General features: G+C 41.4%; 18 protein-coding genes. 3 read left to right on the top strand and 15 right to left on the bottom strand.

Annotated elements, in window-relative coordinates; translation table 11 throughout:
- Positions 1–125 precede the first annotated feature (125 nt).
- The 8 genes from IGI44_RS23140 to metF form a co-directional block, all read right to left on the bottom strand.
- On the bottom strand, positions 126–806 hold the full coding sequence (locus tag IGI44_RS23140) for a DUF2922 family protein (RefSeq protein ID WP_438790261.1): 681 nt from the start codon (positions 804–806) through the stop codon (positions 126–128).
- A gap of 52 nt (positions 807–858) precedes the next feature.
- Positions 859–1,239 (bottom strand): hypothetical protein, encoded by a 381-nt coding sequence (locus IGI44_RS23135; protein ID WP_438790260.1) that lies wholly within the window; start codon positions 1,237–1,239, stop codon positions 859–861.
- 253 nt (positions 1,240–1,492) lie between these two features.
- Positions 1,493–2,449, bottom strand: coding sequence for a DUF4767 domain-containing protein (locus IGI44_RS23130; RefSeq protein ID WP_438790259.1), 957 nt, complete (start codon positions 2,447–2,449; stop codon positions 1,493–1,495).
- 239 nt (positions 2,450–2,688) lie between these two features.
- Complete coding sequence (locus IGI44_RS23125) at positions 2,689–3,498, bottom strand: metallophosphoesterase (RefSeq protein ID WP_438790258.1); 810 nt, start codon at positions 3,496–3,498, stop codon at positions 2,689–2,691.
- Between the two features lie 217 nt (positions 3,499–3,715).
- Positions 3,716–5,071 carry a sensor histidine kinase gene (locus IGI44_RS23120; RefSeq protein ID WP_438790257.1) on the bottom strand — a complete coding sequence of 452 codons (1,356 nt, stop codon included), beginning with the start codon at positions 5,069–5,071 and terminating at the stop codon, positions 3,716–3,718.
- Positions 5,052–5,699 (bottom strand): response regulator transcription factor, encoded by a 648-nt coding sequence (locus IGI44_RS23115; RefSeq protein ID WP_438790256.1) that lies wholly within the window; start codon positions 5,697–5,699, stop codon positions 5,052–5,054. The genes IGI44_RS23120 and IGI44_RS23115 overlap by 20 nt, the downstream gene beginning before the upstream one ends.
- A 142-nt stretch (positions 5,700–5,841) precedes the next feature.
- Positions 5,842–6,564, bottom strand: coding sequence for an alpha/beta family hydrolase (locus tag IGI44_RS23110; RefSeq protein ID WP_438790255.1), 723 nt, complete (start codon positions 6,562–6,564; stop codon positions 5,842–5,844).
- A 269-nt stretch (positions 6,565–6,833) separates the two neighbouring features.
- Positions 6,834–7,691 (bottom strand): methylenetetrahydrofolate reductase [NAD(P)H], encoded by an 858-nt coding sequence (gene metF, locus IGI44_RS23105; protein ID WP_438790254.1) that lies wholly within the window; start codon positions 7,689–7,691, stop codon positions 6,834–6,836.
- Between the two features lie 163 nt (positions 7,692–7,854).
- On the opposite strand from metF, the gene IGI44_RS23100 reads away from it, so the two are divergent.
- Positions 7,855–8,799, top strand: a complete 945-nt coding sequence (locus IGI44_RS23100; RefSeq protein WP_438790253.1) for a LysR family transcriptional regulator — start codon at positions 7,855–7,857, stop codon at positions 8,797–8,799.
- Between the two features lie 57 nt (positions 8,800–8,856).
- On the opposite strand, the gene IGI44_RS23095 is transcribed toward IGI44_RS23100, so the two are convergent.
- The 4 genes from IGI44_RS23095 to IGI44_RS23080 all read right to left on the bottom strand — a co-directional run bounded on the left by IGI44_RS23095 (position 8,857) and on the right by IGI44_RS23080 (position 13,256).
- Positions 8,857–9,975 carry a HAMP domain-containing sensor histidine kinase gene (locus tag IGI44_RS23095; RefSeq protein WP_438790252.1) on the bottom strand — a complete coding sequence of 373 codons (1,119 nt, stop codon included), beginning with the start codon at positions 9,973–9,975 and terminating at the stop codon, positions 8,857–8,859.
- Complete coding sequence (locus IGI44_RS23090; protein WP_438790251.1) at positions 9,972–10,652, bottom strand: response regulator transcription factor; 681 nt, start codon at positions 10,650–10,652, stop codon at positions 9,972–9,974. The genes IGI44_RS23095 and IGI44_RS23090 overlap by 4 nt, the downstream gene beginning before the upstream one ends.
- A gap of 20 nt (positions 10,653–10,672) precedes the next feature.
- The gene (locus IGI44_RS23085; RefSeq protein ID WP_438790250.1) at positions 10,673–12,568 is read right to left on the bottom strand and encodes a serine hydrolase domain-containing protein; all 1,896 of its coding nucleotides are present in this window, start codon (positions 12,566–12,568) and stop codon (positions 10,673–10,675) included.
- A gap of 103 nt (positions 12,569–12,671) precedes the next feature.
- Positions 12,672–13,256 carry a phosphatase PAP2 family protein gene (locus tag IGI44_RS23080; protein ID WP_438790249.1) on the bottom strand — a complete coding sequence of 195 codons (585 nt, stop codon included), beginning with the start codon at positions 13,254–13,256 and terminating at the stop codon, positions 12,672–12,674.
- A gap of 247 nt (positions 13,257–13,503) precedes the next feature.
- Between IGI44_RS23080 and IGI44_RS23075 the strand changes: the two genes are divergently transcribed.
- Together IGI44_RS23075 and IGI44_RS23070 are read left to right on the top strand one after the other, a co-directional pair.
- Positions 13,504–15,135, top strand: a complete 1,632-nt coding sequence (locus tag IGI44_RS23075; protein WP_438790248.1) for a malolactic enzyme — start codon at positions 13,504–13,506, stop codon at positions 15,133–15,135.
- A gap of 135 nt (positions 15,136–15,270) precedes the next feature.
- The gene (locus IGI44_RS23070; RefSeq protein WP_438790247.1) at positions 15,271–16,593 is read left to right on the top strand and encodes a 2-hydroxycarboxylate transporter family protein; all 1,323 of its coding nucleotides are present in this window, start codon (positions 15,271–15,273) and stop codon (positions 16,591–16,593) included.
- A gap of 239 nt (positions 16,594–16,832) precedes the next feature.
- Here the strand turns inward: IGI44_RS23070 and IGI44_RS23065 are convergent, their stop codons facing one another.
- From IGI44_RS23065 to IGI44_RS23055, 3 genes are all read right to left on the bottom strand, one after another.
- Positions 16,833–17,027 (bottom strand): hypothetical protein, encoded by a 195-nt coding sequence (locus IGI44_RS23065; protein ID WP_438790246.1) that lies wholly within the window; start codon positions 17,025–17,027, stop codon positions 16,833–16,835.
- 188 nt (positions 17,028–17,215) lie between these two features.
- The gene (locus IGI44_RS23060; RefSeq protein WP_438790245.1) at positions 17,216–17,455 is read right to left on the bottom strand and encodes a hypothetical protein; all 240 of its coding nucleotides are present in this window, start codon (positions 17,453–17,455) and stop codon (positions 17,216–17,218) included.
- Between the two features lie 115 nt (positions 17,456–17,570).
- Positions 17,571–19,268: a hypothetical protein gene (locus IGI44_RS23055; protein ID WP_438790244.1), complete on the bottom strand. Its 1,698-nt coding sequence runs from the start codon at positions 19,266–19,268 to the stop codon at positions 17,571–17,573.
- Positions 19,269–19,291 lie beyond the last annotated feature (23 nt).

The raw sequence follows: 19,291 nt of genomic DNA, 5'->3' as shown, positions 1-19,291 counted from the left end.
AGCCATGCTCTACGACAAATAGCCCGCAGCTTTCGCGGGCTTAAAATTTGCTCTCAGTTTTCAATCGTGCACGACTCCACCCTATCCCAACGTTGGATTTTTTTGATAAGGCGTCACTCGGCTACTTATTCTCGTTTGCGCATACGATTCAGCAGCCTCTTGCGTTGCTTCTTAGATTTTTCCGGCGGCGATTCTTTGTTTGCGGATGCGCTTGCTTCTTCTGCTTCCTCCTCATATTTCGCGGTAATGATCAGCTTAGCTGGTGTTGCTTGTTCATCTACCGCCAGGTCCTCCACGGAGACACCTGCTGGCAGACAGGCAGTAATCATCATCATTGCCTGGCTTTCACTGATATCCTGTGGTTCAACACCCACTGGCAGCTGGATGGTTTTGATCAACCAGCCCGGTTTTGGCTGCTCTTCAGTAATTGTGAAATCCTCCGGAAAGCTTACTTCTCCTGTATTTTGGACAGACTTCGGCTGTTGTTCTTCCTTTACAGGCACTGATTCCACAACTGGTTCTGCCTCAACTGACTCATGCATAACAGTCATTGGCTCATCAGTTGCGTTCTCGTTTTCTTCTCGATCATCAAATAGCGTTTGGACTTCTTGCACGATGATTCTTGCATGTAAGACTTTTTTGAACAAAGCCACCCCGTCTTTTTCAAACAAGTTTAGCTTGGTCAATTTGGTTAAGGCTGTTTTGACTTGATCCGCAGTTTTTGTCGGATCAAAATGTTTAAATTTGAAATGATGGGACTTGCCATTTTCATCAGCAAATTCCGCATCCAACGTAATCGTTTTCATAATTCTGCTCCTTCTTTTTCGTTTTTTTCGTTCTTTCTATCTAGAATCAGAGTCATGATTCTGCCACACCTTCCACAAGTTGATTGGTTTGTGTATGAAACTCTTCAGATTCTTCAGCAACATACGTTTGTGCTGGAAATAATTTCGCGTTTAGTAATTGCCAATCTTTCTTTCCGAAGTAATCGGTAAAATAAATATAGTAGCGCCGCATGGCAGCTGTCGATCGGGTTTTCAAGAAAATATGGTTAACTAATCCACTCAAGATATGAGTAAATTCTGCTTCGCAAAGGTCCGCCCGCACTTGGAGCGCAATCAACAGTTCGATGGTGGCCGATCCATCTTTGGTCTCATGATAAAACTTGCGAATCCGTTTTTCGACGGTTTGCCGTGACAACTTAAATAGTTTTTGATTGGTAATGCCATAATCCTTCATCCATTCTCTCCTTTCCTTTGGAATAATTCTTTGTTGAGATATCTACACCAACAACATACGCCTATCCGCCGGTGTTATACAAACCAAAAAATTTATTTTTCCTCAAACATAACGAACGTTTTGTATCGAAATACCGTTACGAAGAATCATATGAATATTTGAAATTACAGAAAGTTGATTCCAATTTTTTGTTTTTATTCCAAAAAACAAGAAAAAAGCCCATCGATTGATGGACTTTTGACAAAAAAGGCATTTAAATTACCCGATGATCACTGTTTCGAACGTTATATTTTTTGCTAGGACTATTGGGATAAGAATTCTCTCCAACATACTTGGTTATTTTCGTATGATCTAGGTACTTTTCAAATTTTAAGAAGCTTCCGCCGGTTCCATCAGGATTACGAAGGTGTAAAACGATTTGATTCCCCATTTTTTCCGTCAGTTGCCAACAGTTCCGGTCATAATTTTCCCAGATAATTTGTTTACTTACTTCATTTTCAGTATTTTTAAAGGTTTTTTCATAAAATACGATCGCCTCATCCATGGAAGTCCAGTCAGTAGTTGCGGCTTCAGTACTAGGTATGGGTGCCTCAGCTGTTTTCCGTTCGGCGATATTTTGGAAGCCGTACTCTAATTCATGATTTTTTACTTGGGTAAAGTGCAACGCGCCATCAGAAGCTTCCTGTTTTTGGGTCGTCACTAAAACTACAGGATGATCAAAGCAAAAGCCAAAAAAATAAACTTGCCTTGGTGACAGTCCGACACCCGTTTGAACATCCGAATAGACGGCCACGATACTATAATCTGATGTTGATTTTCCCGTATTTGACCATTCGGCAGTCACGATCGTCCTGTTTACTGCTATCGGTCGTTCTTTAGCAATCCCCAACACATCATCAGGCAGCTTGATTCCATAATAGTTTACATTCTCATTGGGCTGATATTCCTTGTAGCTTTGATTTGTTGTGCTTTCCCAATTCTTCATGAAATGTCGAAATTCATCGGCTTTTTGGGTATCCCATAACGGGAGCGAATGCGTCGCTTCTGTCGTTTTCTCGGCTGGTTCGCTCCAAACTGAAGCAGCCGAGGATTCTGAAGCAATCACCTCATCACCCTCATTTTTATGATTCGCGTGAATTTCATTTTTAGCACATCCATTTAAGCATAATAGACCAATAAAAAGGTTTATCGCAATAACGGCTTTTCTCATTTGATCCCCCTGAACATCTATCTTATACTGTTATAATAACTAAATAACAATTATGATTATAGTGTTTTTTCATTCTATTAGAAAAATCTAACTTTCTCGATTATTATCTACTTTTCTTATAAAGATTTCCCAAATAGACTAGCTGTATATCTTAGTTGAAAGATGATCTATATTAGTCATTTAATGATTTTTGATCAAACAGTATAATCGTTTTTTATAAATCAGGAATCGTGGGCCTATTAAAAATACAATTGAAACACGGAAATTTCTGGCGGAACCGCGAATCTAGCATGGATCGAGGTCGTCCCTAAGCCCGTGTTGACGTACAGCTTGGTATGGTCACTAAGTTCGTACAAGCCTCGAATGTATTTCTCGGCGAGAACATTTTTGACTTGATAAAACGGCAACCGAATTTGTCCGCCATGGCTGTGTCCGGCCAGGATCAACTGTGTATTTGTTCCGATGAATTTGTCAGCGACATCTGGCTCATGGGTCAGTAGTAGTGAATAATCATAGCTTTGGCGATCGGCCAAGGTTTCATCAACCGAAGGATTTCCCAGCAGCGAATCATCCATTCCGCCAATAAACAGCTTTTTACCACTTTTTAAAAGAAGCGTTTCACCGGAATTTTTCAACACGTTAAATCCCGCAGCGTTCATCACTCGTTCATATACTCGGGCAGCTCCACCACCATAATCGTGATTTCCCCATACGGCGTATTTTCCAATCGCAGCCTTCAGCTGGCTCAGCTTCTCGATGATCTCCTGTTCATGCTGATATTGGGCATAGTTATCGAATAAATCACCGGTGAAGACGATGATGTCCGGCTTTTGTTTGTTTACTTTGCGAATTACTTTATCTAAACGCTTCGTTTCATAACTTTCAGATACTTGAATGTCTGAAAGCTGGACCACCTTTACTTCTGCTGGAAGAGAATGATCACCGATCTTCATTTGATGGACGACAACTAGATTGGGCTCGATTTGAAAGGCATAAAAAGGGACTATCACACTAAGCAGCAGAAGTGCTGCAATTATTTTTTTCTTCATTGTTTACCTGCTTTCTTTACTCGTCTTACATAGCGATGCTAATTAGCGCGCCTCCGGATAGAAGCAAGCTGCCAACTAATATTCCTATGATTATTTTTCTTTTTGCTTGATTGTTCATATACTCTCCTCCTCTGTCATGAAGCATACAAAACAATTATGCAAAACTTATGCAAAACTTGTGCAAAAGAAAAAAACAGCACGTCATGTACTGTTTTTGTTAAAGCGGCAAAGTTATCGTTGCAATAAAGCGATCGTTCTCCTGACTGAGCAACAGCCCTCCTCCAAGTGTTTTCAAGGCTTCTTTGACGATTGAAAGGCCTAAGCCTGTACCAGATAAGCGGTTATTCCGCGAGTCTTCTCCCACAACGAAAGGATCTGCTAAATGAGAAAACTGCTGATCAGAGAATACGGTGGTTTTATTTTCAAAAACGAGCTGATACCAGTCACCGTGGATGCCTCCGCGAATCTTCAGTTGCTCGTTTAAGCTGTATTTCATACCATTCGTCAATAAATTAATTAAAACCATTCGCAATAGCTGTTCATTTGTCCGAATTTCACCATTTTCCACTTCAAGCTCTACACGAAAATTCGGGTCGAAGACTTGCTGCTGCGCGACTTCCTGTTCGATCAGCGCACGAAGCTCAAGCGGTGCCAGCGGAAGTTCTTCCTTCATTTGCTGACTGTAGGATAAAATATTCTTTACTAAATCATTCATAGTCGCCAGCTGTTGATCAAGATCTGCTAAAAAGGTTGGATTTTCCAGCCCCATCTCTTCTCCATCAACTAATAGCTGCATGACAGATAAAGGCGTTTTTAATTCATGAGCCAGGTTGGCAGAGAAGCTTTTCAGCTGATCATTTCGTTCCAGCATTTCCCTTTCATGCTGCTGCAGGGATTCTTTCATCTGATTGATCGACTGGCTCAAACTGCCTAGTTCATTTTTTTCCTGAAGATCAGAATCGGCAAAATCCAGCCTGGAAATATTACGCGTTGTTCGTTCCAATCGCCGAAGAGGTGTAATGAGCTGATTTCGAACTAATAAAACGATCAAACCAAAGATCAGCAACAAAAAGAAGAACGTCGCGAGGATTAATATCGGCAGCAGCGTATCGATCGCGGCTTTAAAATCAGGAATACTTCTCCCGATCAGATAGATGGTGTCGCCTTGACGAAAGAAGCGCGTGTAAAAATCACTCTTTTGTTTTGTTTGCGTATATAAACGTTGAACGGAATGACCGGATTGGACTTTTGCAATCGTTGTTTGATCGACCCAAAAACGATTCAAGGCAATCCCCTCACGGTTCAATCGAAAAGTGAGGTCATCCGTTAATTCTTCCTCCGAAGCGAGATTTTGTACAGGTAGAGATACTTGAACCAGCTCCTTTGAAAGCTGTTCTTTCTTCCCTGCTTGGATCATTTTCTGAGCTTCTTTGACGGGCTGCTCCATTTTCCAATAGTAGTATGTAGGAAAAAGCCAGCGGTAAAATAAGGTCAGCAGGATCAGCATCAGAATAAAAAGGATGCCCACTCGCTGAATGAATGAACGGGCCAAACTATTTTTGCGGAAGTTCAAAGCGGTAACCTATCCCATAAACAGTTTGAATAAAGCCTTTTCCAAGCTTATCTCGTAGAATGCGAATAAAACTGTCAACGGTTCTTTCATCATTTTCATGGTCCAATCCCCAAACCGAAAGCAGGATCTGTTCTCGGGTCAAGGCGATCCCTTGATTTTGATAGAGATATTGGAGCATGTCGTACTCTCGTTTTGTCAGATTTAATTCCTTGTCATTCAATAGAACCCGTTTTTCATTTGGCAAAAAAACTAGCGGCTGCCAAATATTTTGCTGAATAACGCCTAGTAATTTCGCCACTCGAATCAGCAATACTTGGGCATGAAAAGGTTTGGTCAAAAAATCATCGACTCCCGCCATTAAAGCTTGAACCTCATCTTCCGGCAAATCTTTCGCCGTCAGCATCAGAATTTTAATGTTACGTTCCTGCTTCATCTTTTGCGCGACTTCGAGTCCATTCATTTTCGGCATCATCCAATCCAATACAGCCAAATCAATTTTCTCTGTGTAAAAAGCTTCCAAAGCCGCTTCCCCATTCGCAACTGCTGTGACAGAGTAGCCTTCCTTTTCGAAAAACTTCTTTACTAATTCACGCATGGTATCTTCATCTTCACCAAGTAAAATCCTCATTTTAAAAAATTCCTTTCTGCAAGCTATATTATAGTAATTTCAAACAAAAAAAGAACACCTAAGTGTCCTATCTGCATTGAATCTAGTAAAAACTTATCTTTTTACACCATCAAAAAAGCCGATCGTCTCTGCGATCAGCTTTTTATCGAGCAACCTGTTCATTTAGCCAAGCAATCAGCCGCTGAGCCACCTGCTCATTTTGATCCTTAATCTCTGCTTTTCCATCACCCTTTTGCGCGCCATATGCACCAAAGCCTGCATGATTTCCTCCAGCGATTTCTTGATATTCAGTAGCTTTAGGCAATTCTTTTTTAGCTTTCTGAAAGGCGTCATGATTCAATACATGATCATTTTCGCCTGTTAAAGAGAGCACAGGAATTGATTGATTCGCTAGGCTGCCTTTTTCGTCTGGATAACTAGCTAAGAAAAATACGCCTGCCAGTTGCTCTGGATGGTTTTTCGCAAAACGACTAGCCATCACGCCGCCTAAGGAATGACCGCCGATCACGTAGTCCCGTTTCGGTTGATCAGAAAGAACTTTCTCACCCTTGTCCGGTGCCAAGACAGCTAAATCCAGCGGCATGTTCAAAATATAGACCGGATACCCCACCTTTGCCAATTGCTGAGCCCATGGACTGTAGCTGCCTGGATCAACTAGGGCTCCTGGGTAGAAAATAATCATTGGCTTGTCTTTATCTTCGGAAGGAAAATATAGCCAGTTGCTTTCCGCAGTTGCCTGCTGGGTGACCTGCTGCGCATCTTTTGTGGGCGCATAGGTTTGGCTTTTTAAGTATGTTACGCCACCGACTATGGCAATAATGATTCCGATAAAAAGGATTAGAAGGATTTTTTTCCATTTCTTCATTGTGATCGTTCCTTTCTTTCCTTGTTATCTTATCATTTTTAAGAACGTTGGAGCAATTTCTAAGCGCTATGAAAAAAAAAGACATAGGATCGCAGCACAAATAATCCGATTCAAGAATTTTCGGCTTATTTCCGAAGAAGCAACTTCTGTCGCGTCGTTTATTCGAAAAAAAGCTGTGACAAGACTTCTATCACAGCTCTGAAACTCAAAATGGATTATTTAAAAAAACTTCGACAGTTCCATGGGAAACTCGGCCAGCTGTTTGAAAATCAATGGACCTCAATCTGACCCTTTAGTACATTTTTGGTGTTGTAATAAATATGCTTCGCCACTTCAGCGTTATTCATGGTGTACAAATGAATCCCCGCCACATCCTGCGTCGCTAAATCAATGATTTGATCAATGGCGTAAGCCAACCCAGCCTCTTTAAGTGCAATCGGATCATGTTCGTATTTTTCCAAAATGGCTAAAAACTTACGCGGCAGCTTGGTGTTAGTGGTCTTGATTAGACGTAACGCCTGCTTTCGATTTACGATTGGCATAATGCCCGCCAAAATCGGTACTTTGATATCCGCTAAATCACAGGATTCTTGAAAATGATAAAAGAGTTCATTATCAAAAAAAAGTTGCGTGATTAATTGATTGCAGCCGCCAGCAACCTTCCGCTTTAAGTTCTTAATATCCTCGATGCGATTGGATGATTCAGGGTGTGTTTCAGGATAGCAAGCGCCGCTGATATGAAAATGTGGTGCCTGTTGCTTCACATAATCAATTAAGTCGCTGGCATAAGTAAAATCTTCTTTAGGCGGTAGCTCTGGAATAATATCTCCTCGCAACGCTAAGATCTGATGAATCCCAATTTGATCCAACTGCGCCACCAGTCTCTGTACTTGTTCTTGATCTAGATAGGCCGCCGGCAAATGGGCGATCGTCGGTACCTGCAGCTCTGTGTGAATATAGTTGGCGACTTTTAATGTCGTCTCTTCGATGGTTTGACGATTGTTGCTACAGGTGACACTGATGAAATCAGGCGCTAGTTGCTGCAGCTCTTCTAATGTTGCAAGCAATTTCTCTGTCCCGACTTGGGTATTCGGTGGAAATACTTCAAATGATAAGGTGCTGGACATCGACTCACTTCCTTTCTATGAGAAATTATCTAATTTTCCTTCTTAGTTGTGATACGTTACACAATAGCATGCTTTTTTCCTCTTGAATAACTGATAAAAGTAATAACTAGTTATAGCTTATAACTATAACCTCCGTTATAATCATAGAAAAAGAGGTGAAGCGATGCGTTTGCAACAGTTGATCTATTTTGAAAAAATCATTGAAAAAGGCTCTATAAACGAGGCCGCAAAAGCATTATATCTGACTCAACCTAGCCTCTCCAACGCATTGAAGGAGCTGGAAAATGAAATGAATGTCCAGCTGCTGGTTCGGAACAAACAAGGGATCATCCCCACTGCTGAAGGTCGTGAATTTCTGATCTATGTCCGCCAAATATTGGATCAGGTCAATCTGCTGGAAGAAAAATTTAAAAACGAACCGCTGCGCAGGCAAAATTTTTCGGTATCTGCCCAACATTATGCCTTTGTGGTCCATGCTTTCGTGGAACTGTTGCGAACGGTGAATGCCGAGGAGTACAACTTTACTTTGCGGGAGACCGAAACAGAAAATATTTTTGACGATCTTGCCAGCTTTAAAAGTGAATTAGGTATTCTTTATTTGAATTCCTTTAATCGCCAAGTTCTAACTAAGCTGTTTAAGGAGAAAGGCTTGGAATTCACGCCGCTCTTTCACGCCAAACCCCATGTCTTTGTCAGTCGCACCAATCCCTTAGTGGCTAAAAAATCACTGAAATTGGCAGATCTCAAGGATTATCCGTATCTCTCCTATGAACAAGGAGAAAATAATTCTTTCTATTTTTCTGAAGAAATCCTAAGTACGTGGGATCGGAAAAAGAACATCAAAGTCAGTGACCGGGCGACGATTTTTAATCTGATGGTAGGCTTGAATGGGTACACCATCAGCTCAGGGATCATCAGTAGCGAACTAAATGATGACAAGATTGTCGCGATTCCTCTAGAGTATGAGGATGTCATCACTCTAGGTTGGATCAAGCAACAGCAGCTGGAGCTTAGTCCTTTAGGTCAGACCTATCTAGAGCTGTTAAAAGAACATATTCGCGGGTATGGGTTTGAGATCATTGAAAATGGTAGAGATCGCGTTCGATAAACACCCCTATCAATTAGATGTTTATCGAGCCGATCCTAATGAGTTGTTAGAGGATTGCTATTTGGGGATTTCCAGAGTGAATTTCTTACTATATGGGGACGAAGGAGCTACAAGTGTGATCGTGCCTTGATGCAACATGACTACTTTTTTTACAATAGAGAGCCCTAACCCACTCCCATTTTTTGAATTACGCGAAACATCTCCTAGCACGAAAGGCTCAAAAAGGGTTTCGCGAATTTCAGTTGGGATAGGAGACCCATTATCTGATATACAGATTTGAAAGGCTTCTTCGGATTCACTCATTTCAACCCGGACAATGGTTCCGGTCGGATTATGATTTATGGCGTTGATCAGCAAGTTATTGACAGCACGTGAAAGCTCCATCCGATCAATAGTTGCCATGAGCGGCTTTTCTGGTATTTCCAATGTCAATTCCATTTGCCTCTCTTCAAACTCGCCAAAAAGCTGAGCACAGGCTGAACGAGTCAATTCCACAACATCTGTATCACGCCTATTTAGCTCATAATCCTTAGTTTCCATTTTAGAATAATCGAATAGCTGTTCGATCATTTGATTGACATGAAGCGCTTTTTGCTTGATTGACCTGAGATATTGTTTTTGCTTGTCAGGGCTATCAACAACATCGTCAACTAGCGCACCCGCATATCCGACAATCGTCGTTACAGGGGTTTTGAGATCGTGTGCAATATTAGAAAAAAGCTGCATTCGCTCTAGCTCAAGCTGTTTTTTTTCTTGTTCCGTTTGTTCAAGCCTTTCTGCCATCTGGTTAAAGGAATCTCTCATTACTAAAAATTCATTCTCAGCATCAAAGTCAAGTCTCTGTGTCAAGTTTCCACCTGTAATACTGGAGAGACCATTTACAATTTCATCGACAGGTCTCATAATTTTTTTCAGTATCTTTTTACCGAAGAAGTAAATTCCACCGACATATAGCAAAATAGTTGCTCCACCCCAGCAAATAAACATCCCGCTCACCATCAATTGCGCGTTTCGTGGCATCTCAGAAAAAGAAATGTCATAGGGGAGGCTAAACCGTTCTCCAATGCTTTCTAGTAACCAGCCACTGAGCAAGTCCAGAGGAATTATAGCAAAAAGAAGGGCTACGGAAATAAGTACAAACCAGTACATTACTTGTCCCTGAATACTTTTTTTCATCTGTCCACCTCCAGCCTGTACCCAAGACCACGAATCGTTTTTATCGAAACATCCTGAGTCACTTGAAGCTTGCCACGTAATTTACTTATGGCAACCATTACGGTATTATCATCCACCACCGAAGCACTATTCCAACCAGCTTCGTAAATCTGCTGTTTGGTAAAAACGCATCTAGGATTTTCTGCGAATAGTTTCATCATTTTAAATTCCGTGGAGGTCAATTCGATCTCCTCGCCATTATGCAAAAGAGTACATGAATGCAAATTCAATTGAAGCTTGCCAATGGCTATCATTTTTACCTCTTCTGCCCCATTTGCCCTTCTGCGCAAATGAGCATTGACACGAGCCAATACCTCCAGTGGATCAAACGGCTTCACCACATAATCATCGGCTCCCAAATCTAGGCCCAAAATCTTCTCATGCCCTAACCCTTTCGCACTGAGAGCAATGACCGGAATGTCGTAGTCTTTTCGGAGCTCGGCTATCATTTTGTAGCCATCCATTAGTGGCATCATGATATCAATAATAGTCAAATCTACAGCATGTTCTGCCAAGCGGTCAAGCCCCGCCACACCATTAGCTGCCTCCAGTACCTCATACCCATGTTTCTCTAAATACAAGCGCATCAAGTCGCGAATATCCTCTTCGTCGTCAACAATTAAAATATTTTTTTTCATCTCTCTACCTCACATGGCGTTTACGCCCAAAAATAAAATGTTTGCCAGTAAATCACATTGAATGTCATGAGTAAACCGACAATGGCAGTTACGACACAATTGATTTTGTGCAGACGGCCAGATTTTAATTTGTTTCTGTTGGCTAAAGCCGCTATCGCATATCCGATAGGAATTAGGGCAAATAACGCAGACAGGCTGCATGGTAGCCACATAGTTGAAACTGTATACGAATCCGCCATGATGATCTGATAAAAGCATATACCGATTGCTATGATTGCCAAATGAACAAGTAGCTGGAGCTTGTCGATTCTTGAAGGGGAATTCTCCTTCTTCTTTCTTTTCCTGATGATAAACACAATCAGCCGAACCAAAAGAGCGATCAATGAATAGATAACACCCACCGGTATCAGGATGATTAGCCCAACTTGAACCCAAAAAAGCCCCGTGTTTTGCTTCACATAATCATGACTGTAATTTTGTAGATGTGTGGTGCCGTGCTCATCCTCATAAACAAACATCTGCAGCCCCAATACATCTAGCCTATTTGAGTCAATGAGTCGAACCTCACTGTCAGTCAGCGCAACACTTAGCGTATCAGAGTCGCCAGTTTTCATAAGCGGGAGTAATTCACCTTGCCCCAAAATACGCAGAATACGCAGCACCCCAACATTGAAGGTTCGTGTGGAAAGATAGTATCCTGCCAATGAATTAACAGGTGGCAGAGTCGCGCTTTTTTCCTGCTGGATAGAACCAAAAACAAGGGGCATGAGTCCCGAGTTGAAAGTAACTTCACCTACCTGATTTGCCATAACCACCGCTCCGCGACCAGATGCAGGATCAAGTACTAGATTCGCCGTACACCCTGCCGTATTTCCCGGATGACCGATTGTGTTCACCCCATATTGCGTATTCAAAAATCCGTGGCTGACTCGCGGTTGACTGGAGTCACCATAAAACAATGACGGAGTAATCATCTGCTCAAGCGTTTTGGCTTGCTTAAATAAAGGGGACTTTCCTTCTGTGTCTGGAAGCAATGCTTTTGCAAACATTGTCATATCAGCAAGGGTTCCCGTGGCCATTCCTGCCGGATACAACAGTACATGACGAATGCATGTGCCATAATCTTCAACGGTATCTTCGTCGATATAATAGCAATTTAACAGGCGCCTCTGTTGATAGACCCATTTGTTATCAGCAAGGGTAGGATCCATAGAAGTGTGCGCCATTCCAAGAGGAAGAAAAATATGCTGTTTTACATACTCATGGAAGGGCATTCCACTGATGTTCTCGACAATAAACCCCGCAAGAGCACAGCCCCAATTGGAGTACGCATAGGTAGTGCCCGGTTCATATATTTGCGGTGGTTCACTACGGTTCAAAGCAGTTTTTAGCGATACTACCTCGTCTATATTTTTCGTTTCAATATCAATCGTCGTTTCCTGCCATCCACCTTGATGGTTCATCAAGTGAAGAAAAGTGATTGGCTTGTCATAGGTCAATTTGGTGAGAAATCCGTCTGGCAGATAGTCCGAAATGTCATCTGTAAGGTTGATCTCCCCTTGTTCAGCCAACTGCATAATGCTAACCCACGTCAATAGCTTGGTGACGGAGCCCCATTCGTATACGGTGTCCTGATTACTTTTCACATTATCAGCGATATTTGTCATTCCGTGATGTAATGAGACGATCGTCTTTTGTTTTTCAAACACGGACACCGCTACGGAAGCGGCCGTATCTTCATGTTCTTTAATATAGGCTTCAATTTTTTCTTGTATCCCATTTACAGGCGGCAAAGTGGTCTTCTTCTGTATTGTTTTTTTCGTAGTGGAATCCTCCGAAGACGTTTTTGCCTGAGTGGCTATCGGCGACTGCAACACAAGCAAGAAAGAAAAGAATAACGCAAAAAAATGTTTCATACTGTACCTCCCATTTTTTATTATGGAGGTATCTTATCAAGCGAACCTTTCAGCAATTAACAAATCACCTTAACGCAACCTTAAAGATGGTCGAAAACGCACTTCACCCATAAATAGGCAACCACCACTGCATAATCAGTGAGATTCCTGTGCCAAATAGCCAACCGCCTACCACATCAGATAAATAATGAATGCCTAAGTACACACGAGAAAAGCCAATCATTCCAGCGATCACTAGACAAGCTATCACTAATAATGGTAGGAATTGCGGATAAACAGCTCCTCCGCCAAGTGCGATGCAGCAATAAAGGGCCCCAGAACATGTCGCATGGAAGCTAGGAAAACTGGCATCCACTTCCTCGACTAATCGTTGTCCATCTGGACGCGGGCGCTTGATCAAACGCTTGATGAGATAGGCCAGTCCCCAGCTAAGGGCCAAAGATAAACCCGCTGGTTTCAGAATTGCTGAGCGAAATGGCGGGACAAAAGCCAATGCACCAATAACAATCACCACCCCCGTGGCTGTTCCAAGCTTGGTGAAAAAGAGCATGATCCGAGTGGCAAAGGGACGCCGCCAAGCAATCACTTTGCGCGTTACCAACTCATCAAACCGCTGTAAAACAGAAAATAAAAGAGCAATTAACAAAACCAGAAATAATAGCAAACAACTGACTCCACCGATTAACATAACCTCTCCTCCTTCCAAATGTCGCGGGGAACTTCTGCGACTCAAACAACCACCATTCATCTTATTACATTAAGTATACCCTAATCATGAAGCCCTTTCTATTATTCATTCATCAGGATAATTGTCATCCGCGATTTTTAAACGAGCCTCCTCATATAAACAAAATTTATCGTTACCCAATGTTTTGACTATACTTTCCCTCTCCTTTTATACTGCGTAAGCAATCAAAATTTAGGAGGATTTATTTATGCTTACAGGTTTAAATTTATTAAACAACCCCTTTTTAAATAAAGGAACAGCCTTTACTAAAGAAGAACGGACAAAATACGGAATCACAGGGATGCTGCCTAGCACCGTCCAAACATTAGAACAACAAGCCGTTCAAGCTTACGGACAATATTTAAGCAAACCATCAGATTTGGAAAAACGCATTTTCTTAATGAACGTGTTTAATACCAACCGGACATTATTTTACAAATTGATGGGCCAACATTTAGTTGAATTCATGCCAATCGTGTACGATCCAGTCGTTGCGGATTCAATCGAACAATACAACGAAATTTTCGTTGAACCACAAGATGCTGCTTTCTTATCCATTGATGATCCAGAAAGTATCAAAGACAGCTTGAAAAACGCTGCTGACGGCCGTGACATTCGTTTGATCGTTGTGACTGACGCAGAAGGGATCTTAGGTATGGGCGACTGGGGTGTCAACGGTGTGGATATCGCCATCGGTAAATTAATGGTTTACACTGCTGCTGCTGGGATCAACCCTGCACAAGTTTTACCTGTTTCCATCGATGCTGGTACGAATAACGAAGAATTATTGAACAACCCACTTTACTTAGGAAACCGTCATGCTCGTGTGACTGGCGACACTTACTACGACTTCATCGATCAATTCGTTGAAGCAGCGACAGATCTTTTCCCTGAGTTGCTCTTACACTGGGAAGACTTCGGCCGCGGCAATGCAGCAAATATTTTAGAAAAATATCAAGACAAAATCACGACCTTCAATGATGATATCCAAGGTACTGGTATCGTTGTTCTTGCTGGTGTATTAGGTGGATTGAACATTTCTGGTGAAGCCTTGAAAGATCAAACCATCCTGACATTCGGTGCTGGGACTGCCGGCGTTGGTATTGCCAACATTCTATTAAAGGAAATGGTTCGCCAAGGAACACCTGAAGAAGAAGCACGCAAACACTTTTATCAAGTCGATAAACAAGGCTTGTTGTTTGAAGATACAGAAGGCTTAACACCTGGACAAATTCCATTTGCTAGAAAACGTGCTGAATTTACCAACAGCGAAGAATTAACAAACTTAGAAGCCGTTGTAAAAGAAATTCATCCAACCATCATGATCGGCACGTCAACTCAACCAGGTGCTTTCAGTGAAACTATCGTCAAGGAAATGGCGGCTCACACTGCTCGTCCGATCATTATGCCGTTATCAAATCCAACAAAATTAGCAGAAGCTACAGCGAAAGATTTGATCGAATGGACGGACGGAAAAGCCTTGATCGGTACAGGAATCCCTGCTGCTGACGTGGAATACAAAGGCGTAACTTACCAAATCGGTCAAGCCAACAATGCCTTAATGTACCCAGGACTTGGTTTAGGCTTAATCGCTTCAACTTCAACTCGGGTAAACGATGAAATTATTTCTCAAGCAAGTCGTGCGCTAGGTGGAATCGTCGATGTGACAAAACCAGGTGCATCTATCTTGCCTCCAGTTGCTAAATTGACGGAGTTCTCTCAAATCATCGCTGAAACGGTTGTGAAATCAGTCGTTGACCAAAAATTGAACCGTGAAGAAATTACGGATGTCAAATCAGCGGTTGAAGCGGCTAAATGGCTTCCAGAATACCAAGACTAATCCATCCCTCTCCTTCCCCTAAATCGGATTAGCTTATATATAGAAACAACTCTCTAAAATGAGGGAGTAGATACTGCTCTACTCCCCATTTTTATGGATTCAACACTGTTTTACTAAAGAAAGGATCTTTTAAAAATGGCACAAAAAGAATCAACAACTGCGATGCCAGTTGAAGAAAAAAAGACCAGCTTCTGGTCAACTAAAATCACGGGTGTTAGCCTGCCGATCTATTTGATCATGGTCGTTGTCTTGATCGTAGCGATGGCTTTAGGCAAATTACCGACCAACATGATCGGACCGATCGCTATTCTAGTTATTTTTGGGAACTTATTCCATTTTATCGGCAACAAAATTCCAATCGTCAAAAGCTATCTAGGCGGCGGTTCCGTCTTTGCGATCTTCGCTTCTGCAGCAATCGCAACCTTTGGTATCTTACCTGCTGAAGTCGTGAAATCAACGCAAAATTTTGTCAGCAATATGGGCTTTTTAGACTTTTATATCGCGGCTTTGATCACTGGTAGTATCCTTGGGATGAACCGTAAATTATTGATGAAAGCTTCTGTTCGCTTTATTCCTGTCGCACTTATTTCGATGGTCGTTTCCTTCTTTGCTGTCGGATTGGTTGGTATGCTGATCGGGAACGGTTTTGCGAATTCCGTTCTATACATCTCATTGCCTGCAATGGCTGGCGGTGTCGGTGCTGGCGCTGTTCCTTTATCAACGATTTATGCCCATGTTTTAGGAACCGATGCCTCATCGATCATTTCTCGTTTGATTCCTGCAACTGCCATGACCAACGTTTTAGCCATCATTGGGGCTGCGTTGGTTGCACGTGCGGGACAATCATTGCCAAAATTAAATGGTAATGGCAAGTTGATGGAAAAAGGCGATCTTGGCGATGGCAAACCTCGCGAAGTCAAACCGGATATTGCTCAACTAGGTGTTGGATTGATGGTTGCCTTGACCTTCTTTATTTTAGGTCAAATCTGTAACTTCTTCGTTCCAAAGATCCATGCCTATGCTTTCATGATCATCATCGTAGTGATTTGTAAAATCACCAATATCTTACCTGAATACTATGAAGATGCGGCGATCATGTTCAACAACTTGATCGTCAAAAACCTTACTGCTGCTGTGTTGGCTGGTATTGGTATCGCGTTATTAAACTTGAACGTTCTAGCGTCTGCATTGACTTGGCAATTTGTTGTTTTATGTTTAACCAGTGTGGTCGTTATTTCATTGGTTTCTGGATTCGTTGGCCGTCTATTTGGGCTATATCCTATCGAATCAACCATTACTGCTGGTCTATGTAACAACTCGATGGGCGGAACCGGTAATGTTGCTGTGTTATCTGCCGCAAATCGCATGGAATTAATCGCCTTTGCTCAAATGGGGAACCGTTTAGGCGGCGCAATTGTGTTGATTATCTCTGGATTCTTAATGCAGCTGTTTTCATAATAAAAAATGGACGAACTTATTTCTTTCGATTGAAAGTGTAGGTTCGTCCATTTTTTAGTAAATTATGTCTGGATTGCTGCTCTTTCATCGGCATAAAATAAAACGTCTATACTAGATCTTCCAGTGTGATTTCATTGGTTCTATAATCCCTGTTACAAAGACGATGAAGAAAATAAGTATCAGAGAAAGAAATGGGATAACATGAATGGATCCATTTTCAAAACACAGTAATAAATAGATCAACGATGGCAGCCCAAATAATGGACGACTCTTTTATTCTGATTGATAAATTTATCATAGATCAGCATACAAACAGGTGCGACGGCGCAGATCATTATAGTAAACATCCATGTTTCGGTTACTTCAAATGAAACCATACTGATTAAAATAACCAACGATAGCAGTAATATGCCCATAAGCTTTTGCTTATTCAAAAAATCCCTCTTTTCCATGATTCAGACTTAGTTCAAGCCAAAAATACAGCGTAGACTAAATAAATATATTATGTAAACTTTAAAGCGTCGTATTTCGATTTTTCGCTTTTTACCAGTTTATCATTTCTATTTGCGGTTTTGAACATGAAAAAGGAGACTGGTTTCCAATCTCCCTTTTTTACTTCTTTCTACCATCTTCCTCGTTTCAATCTCGCTTTATTCACGTAGCGTTTCGCATTTGCTGGAATCCGTTCTGGTGAGTCATCTGTATCAATCTCCCAAGGGTAAAACCCTTCTTCATTTTTTTGGAAATTTTTCAGCTCGTCCTTTTGTGAAACCTCATTGTGTTTGTTCTTCTTCCGCAAACGCATAAGGAAGTAAGATAGTGCAATAAGTATTAGCGCGATAAAGCGAATCGTCCCTACCATGCTCATTCCTCCTTATTCGAAAAATTAGAAAAATTAGTACGATTCGAATGACGTGTATCATTCAACAATAGTGTTTTTGATAACAGGTATTCAACTTTGCGTATCTCCCTCTTGCTTAACTGGGAGTAGTTGAACGGACCTCCTCCGGTTCATGAAGTCGATAATTAATTAAACCGGATAAAAAATGCTCTGCATCATCGATTCTCATTCTAAAACGGTCGTGGCGAGCAAAAAAACCATAGCGAATCGTTTGTGGCTGCTTAAAAAATTGCGCAAATTCTGGGAACATGACACCAGTCGTGATTTCATGCTGCACTCTTTTTTTCATGACTAAATCGATTCTGTTTTTAACCTCGAGAAATTCTTCTGGACGTTCAAAAAGCGATGATTTGAATTCACTTGTCGCTAATTTTTCAACCATTTTAGAGGCCGCCACTAATAACTCCAGCATTGTTGGATATGCCGTGTCACGCTTTTCAATAAAGCGAATATTACCAAGTGCATTATCCAGCCCAAATTGATAATACTGCTTCTTTTCCTTATAAATCAGCAGTTCATTGGTTGCATAGCTCAACCAGTGATCATGAAATTTTTCGTAGCCATCAGCGATAAATCGATTCATGAGGTCTTCACAAATTCGCATGATCTTCGCTTCTTTGAAAATACCATAAGCCCGAAGCAGCGCAAAAAGGATTTCGCCATCATAATAAACAATTCTAAATTCTTCCTTGATCCCTAATTGCTCATTCAACACATGAATGGTCCGATTCTCATTAGTGACAAAATTATCAGTTACAGCAACAATCAACCGTTTTAAGATCGGATCAAATTGTCGATCACCCGTTACTTCACTGTATTTAGCAATCGCCAAGATCGCTGTCGCTTGGGCGCCGAGCTTGTATTCGACACTTGTACTTAACGGTTCCTTCACTAAAAGGTAGCCTGACACCTCAGAAGTTAAATTGCGAATCCCCCATTGCATACACTTGGTAAGCAACTGCCACACTTTTTTATCCTGCGTATAGTCAGCAGCCTCGGCTAACGCATACAATGAAGAAAAATGACGAACCGAATTATAGCCTTTTATTCTTTGGTCATAGCATGGAAAATAACCGTAAATAAACTGTCCAGTTTCTGTTAATTGGCGGGTTAAATAGTCACTCCCCTGTGCAATTACTAAATCAGTCATTGCCTTTAAATTTTGAACAGAGACGGCGCGAACACGATTTCCGTTCCCATAATCAACCAACGGCAATACTAGATCTTTTTCAAAGTAGAAAGCCTTCGTTTTAAACAAAAATAACGGCACATTTTCTAACTCAGCTACCTTGCCATTTCTTATCCCGTATTTTCTTTTCAAATAGCCGCGATAATTTTGCTCATCAATTGAAAGTTGCGGAAGATTTCGTCCGACCTTATGTTCCTTACTCGGTTTCAAGATAGCATTTCCCGCTAGCTCTTCCATTAGAAAGCTCCGCTTCTTTTTTCCCTCCACCCGGAAGTTGAACTCTCCGTAGTTGTTTCGTTTTATACTAGTGATTAATTCTTTTAAGTTTTGAAACGTGACGCGCTTTTCTTCTGTTACAATATCAATCCGAAAATATGGAACGTCTTCGAGGTGTTTTCTTTTATAATATGATAAAAAGTCGCTCCAAACGCTTTGATAATTCTTTCCATGGAACTCTAATACCTGGCTGCGCTCCGTTGAATGACCAATACTTAGAATTAGCATCGGACTCACACTTATTGATTTCAGCTCACTAAGCAGCTCTTTCACTACTTGGAATTTCTTTTCAATTAGTTGAATAGACATTTTACCACCTCATAAAAGACTGA

It is taken from the genome of Enterococcus sp. DIV0756 (assembly GCF_051710745.1).
In the GTDB taxonomy this organism is placed as follows: domain Bacteria; phylum Bacillota; class Bacilli; order Lactobacillales; family Enterococcaceae; genus Enterococcus_A.
The sequence above is the reverse complement of the archived record's forward strand: the minus strand, read 5'-3'. Positions and strand labels throughout refer to the sequence as shown.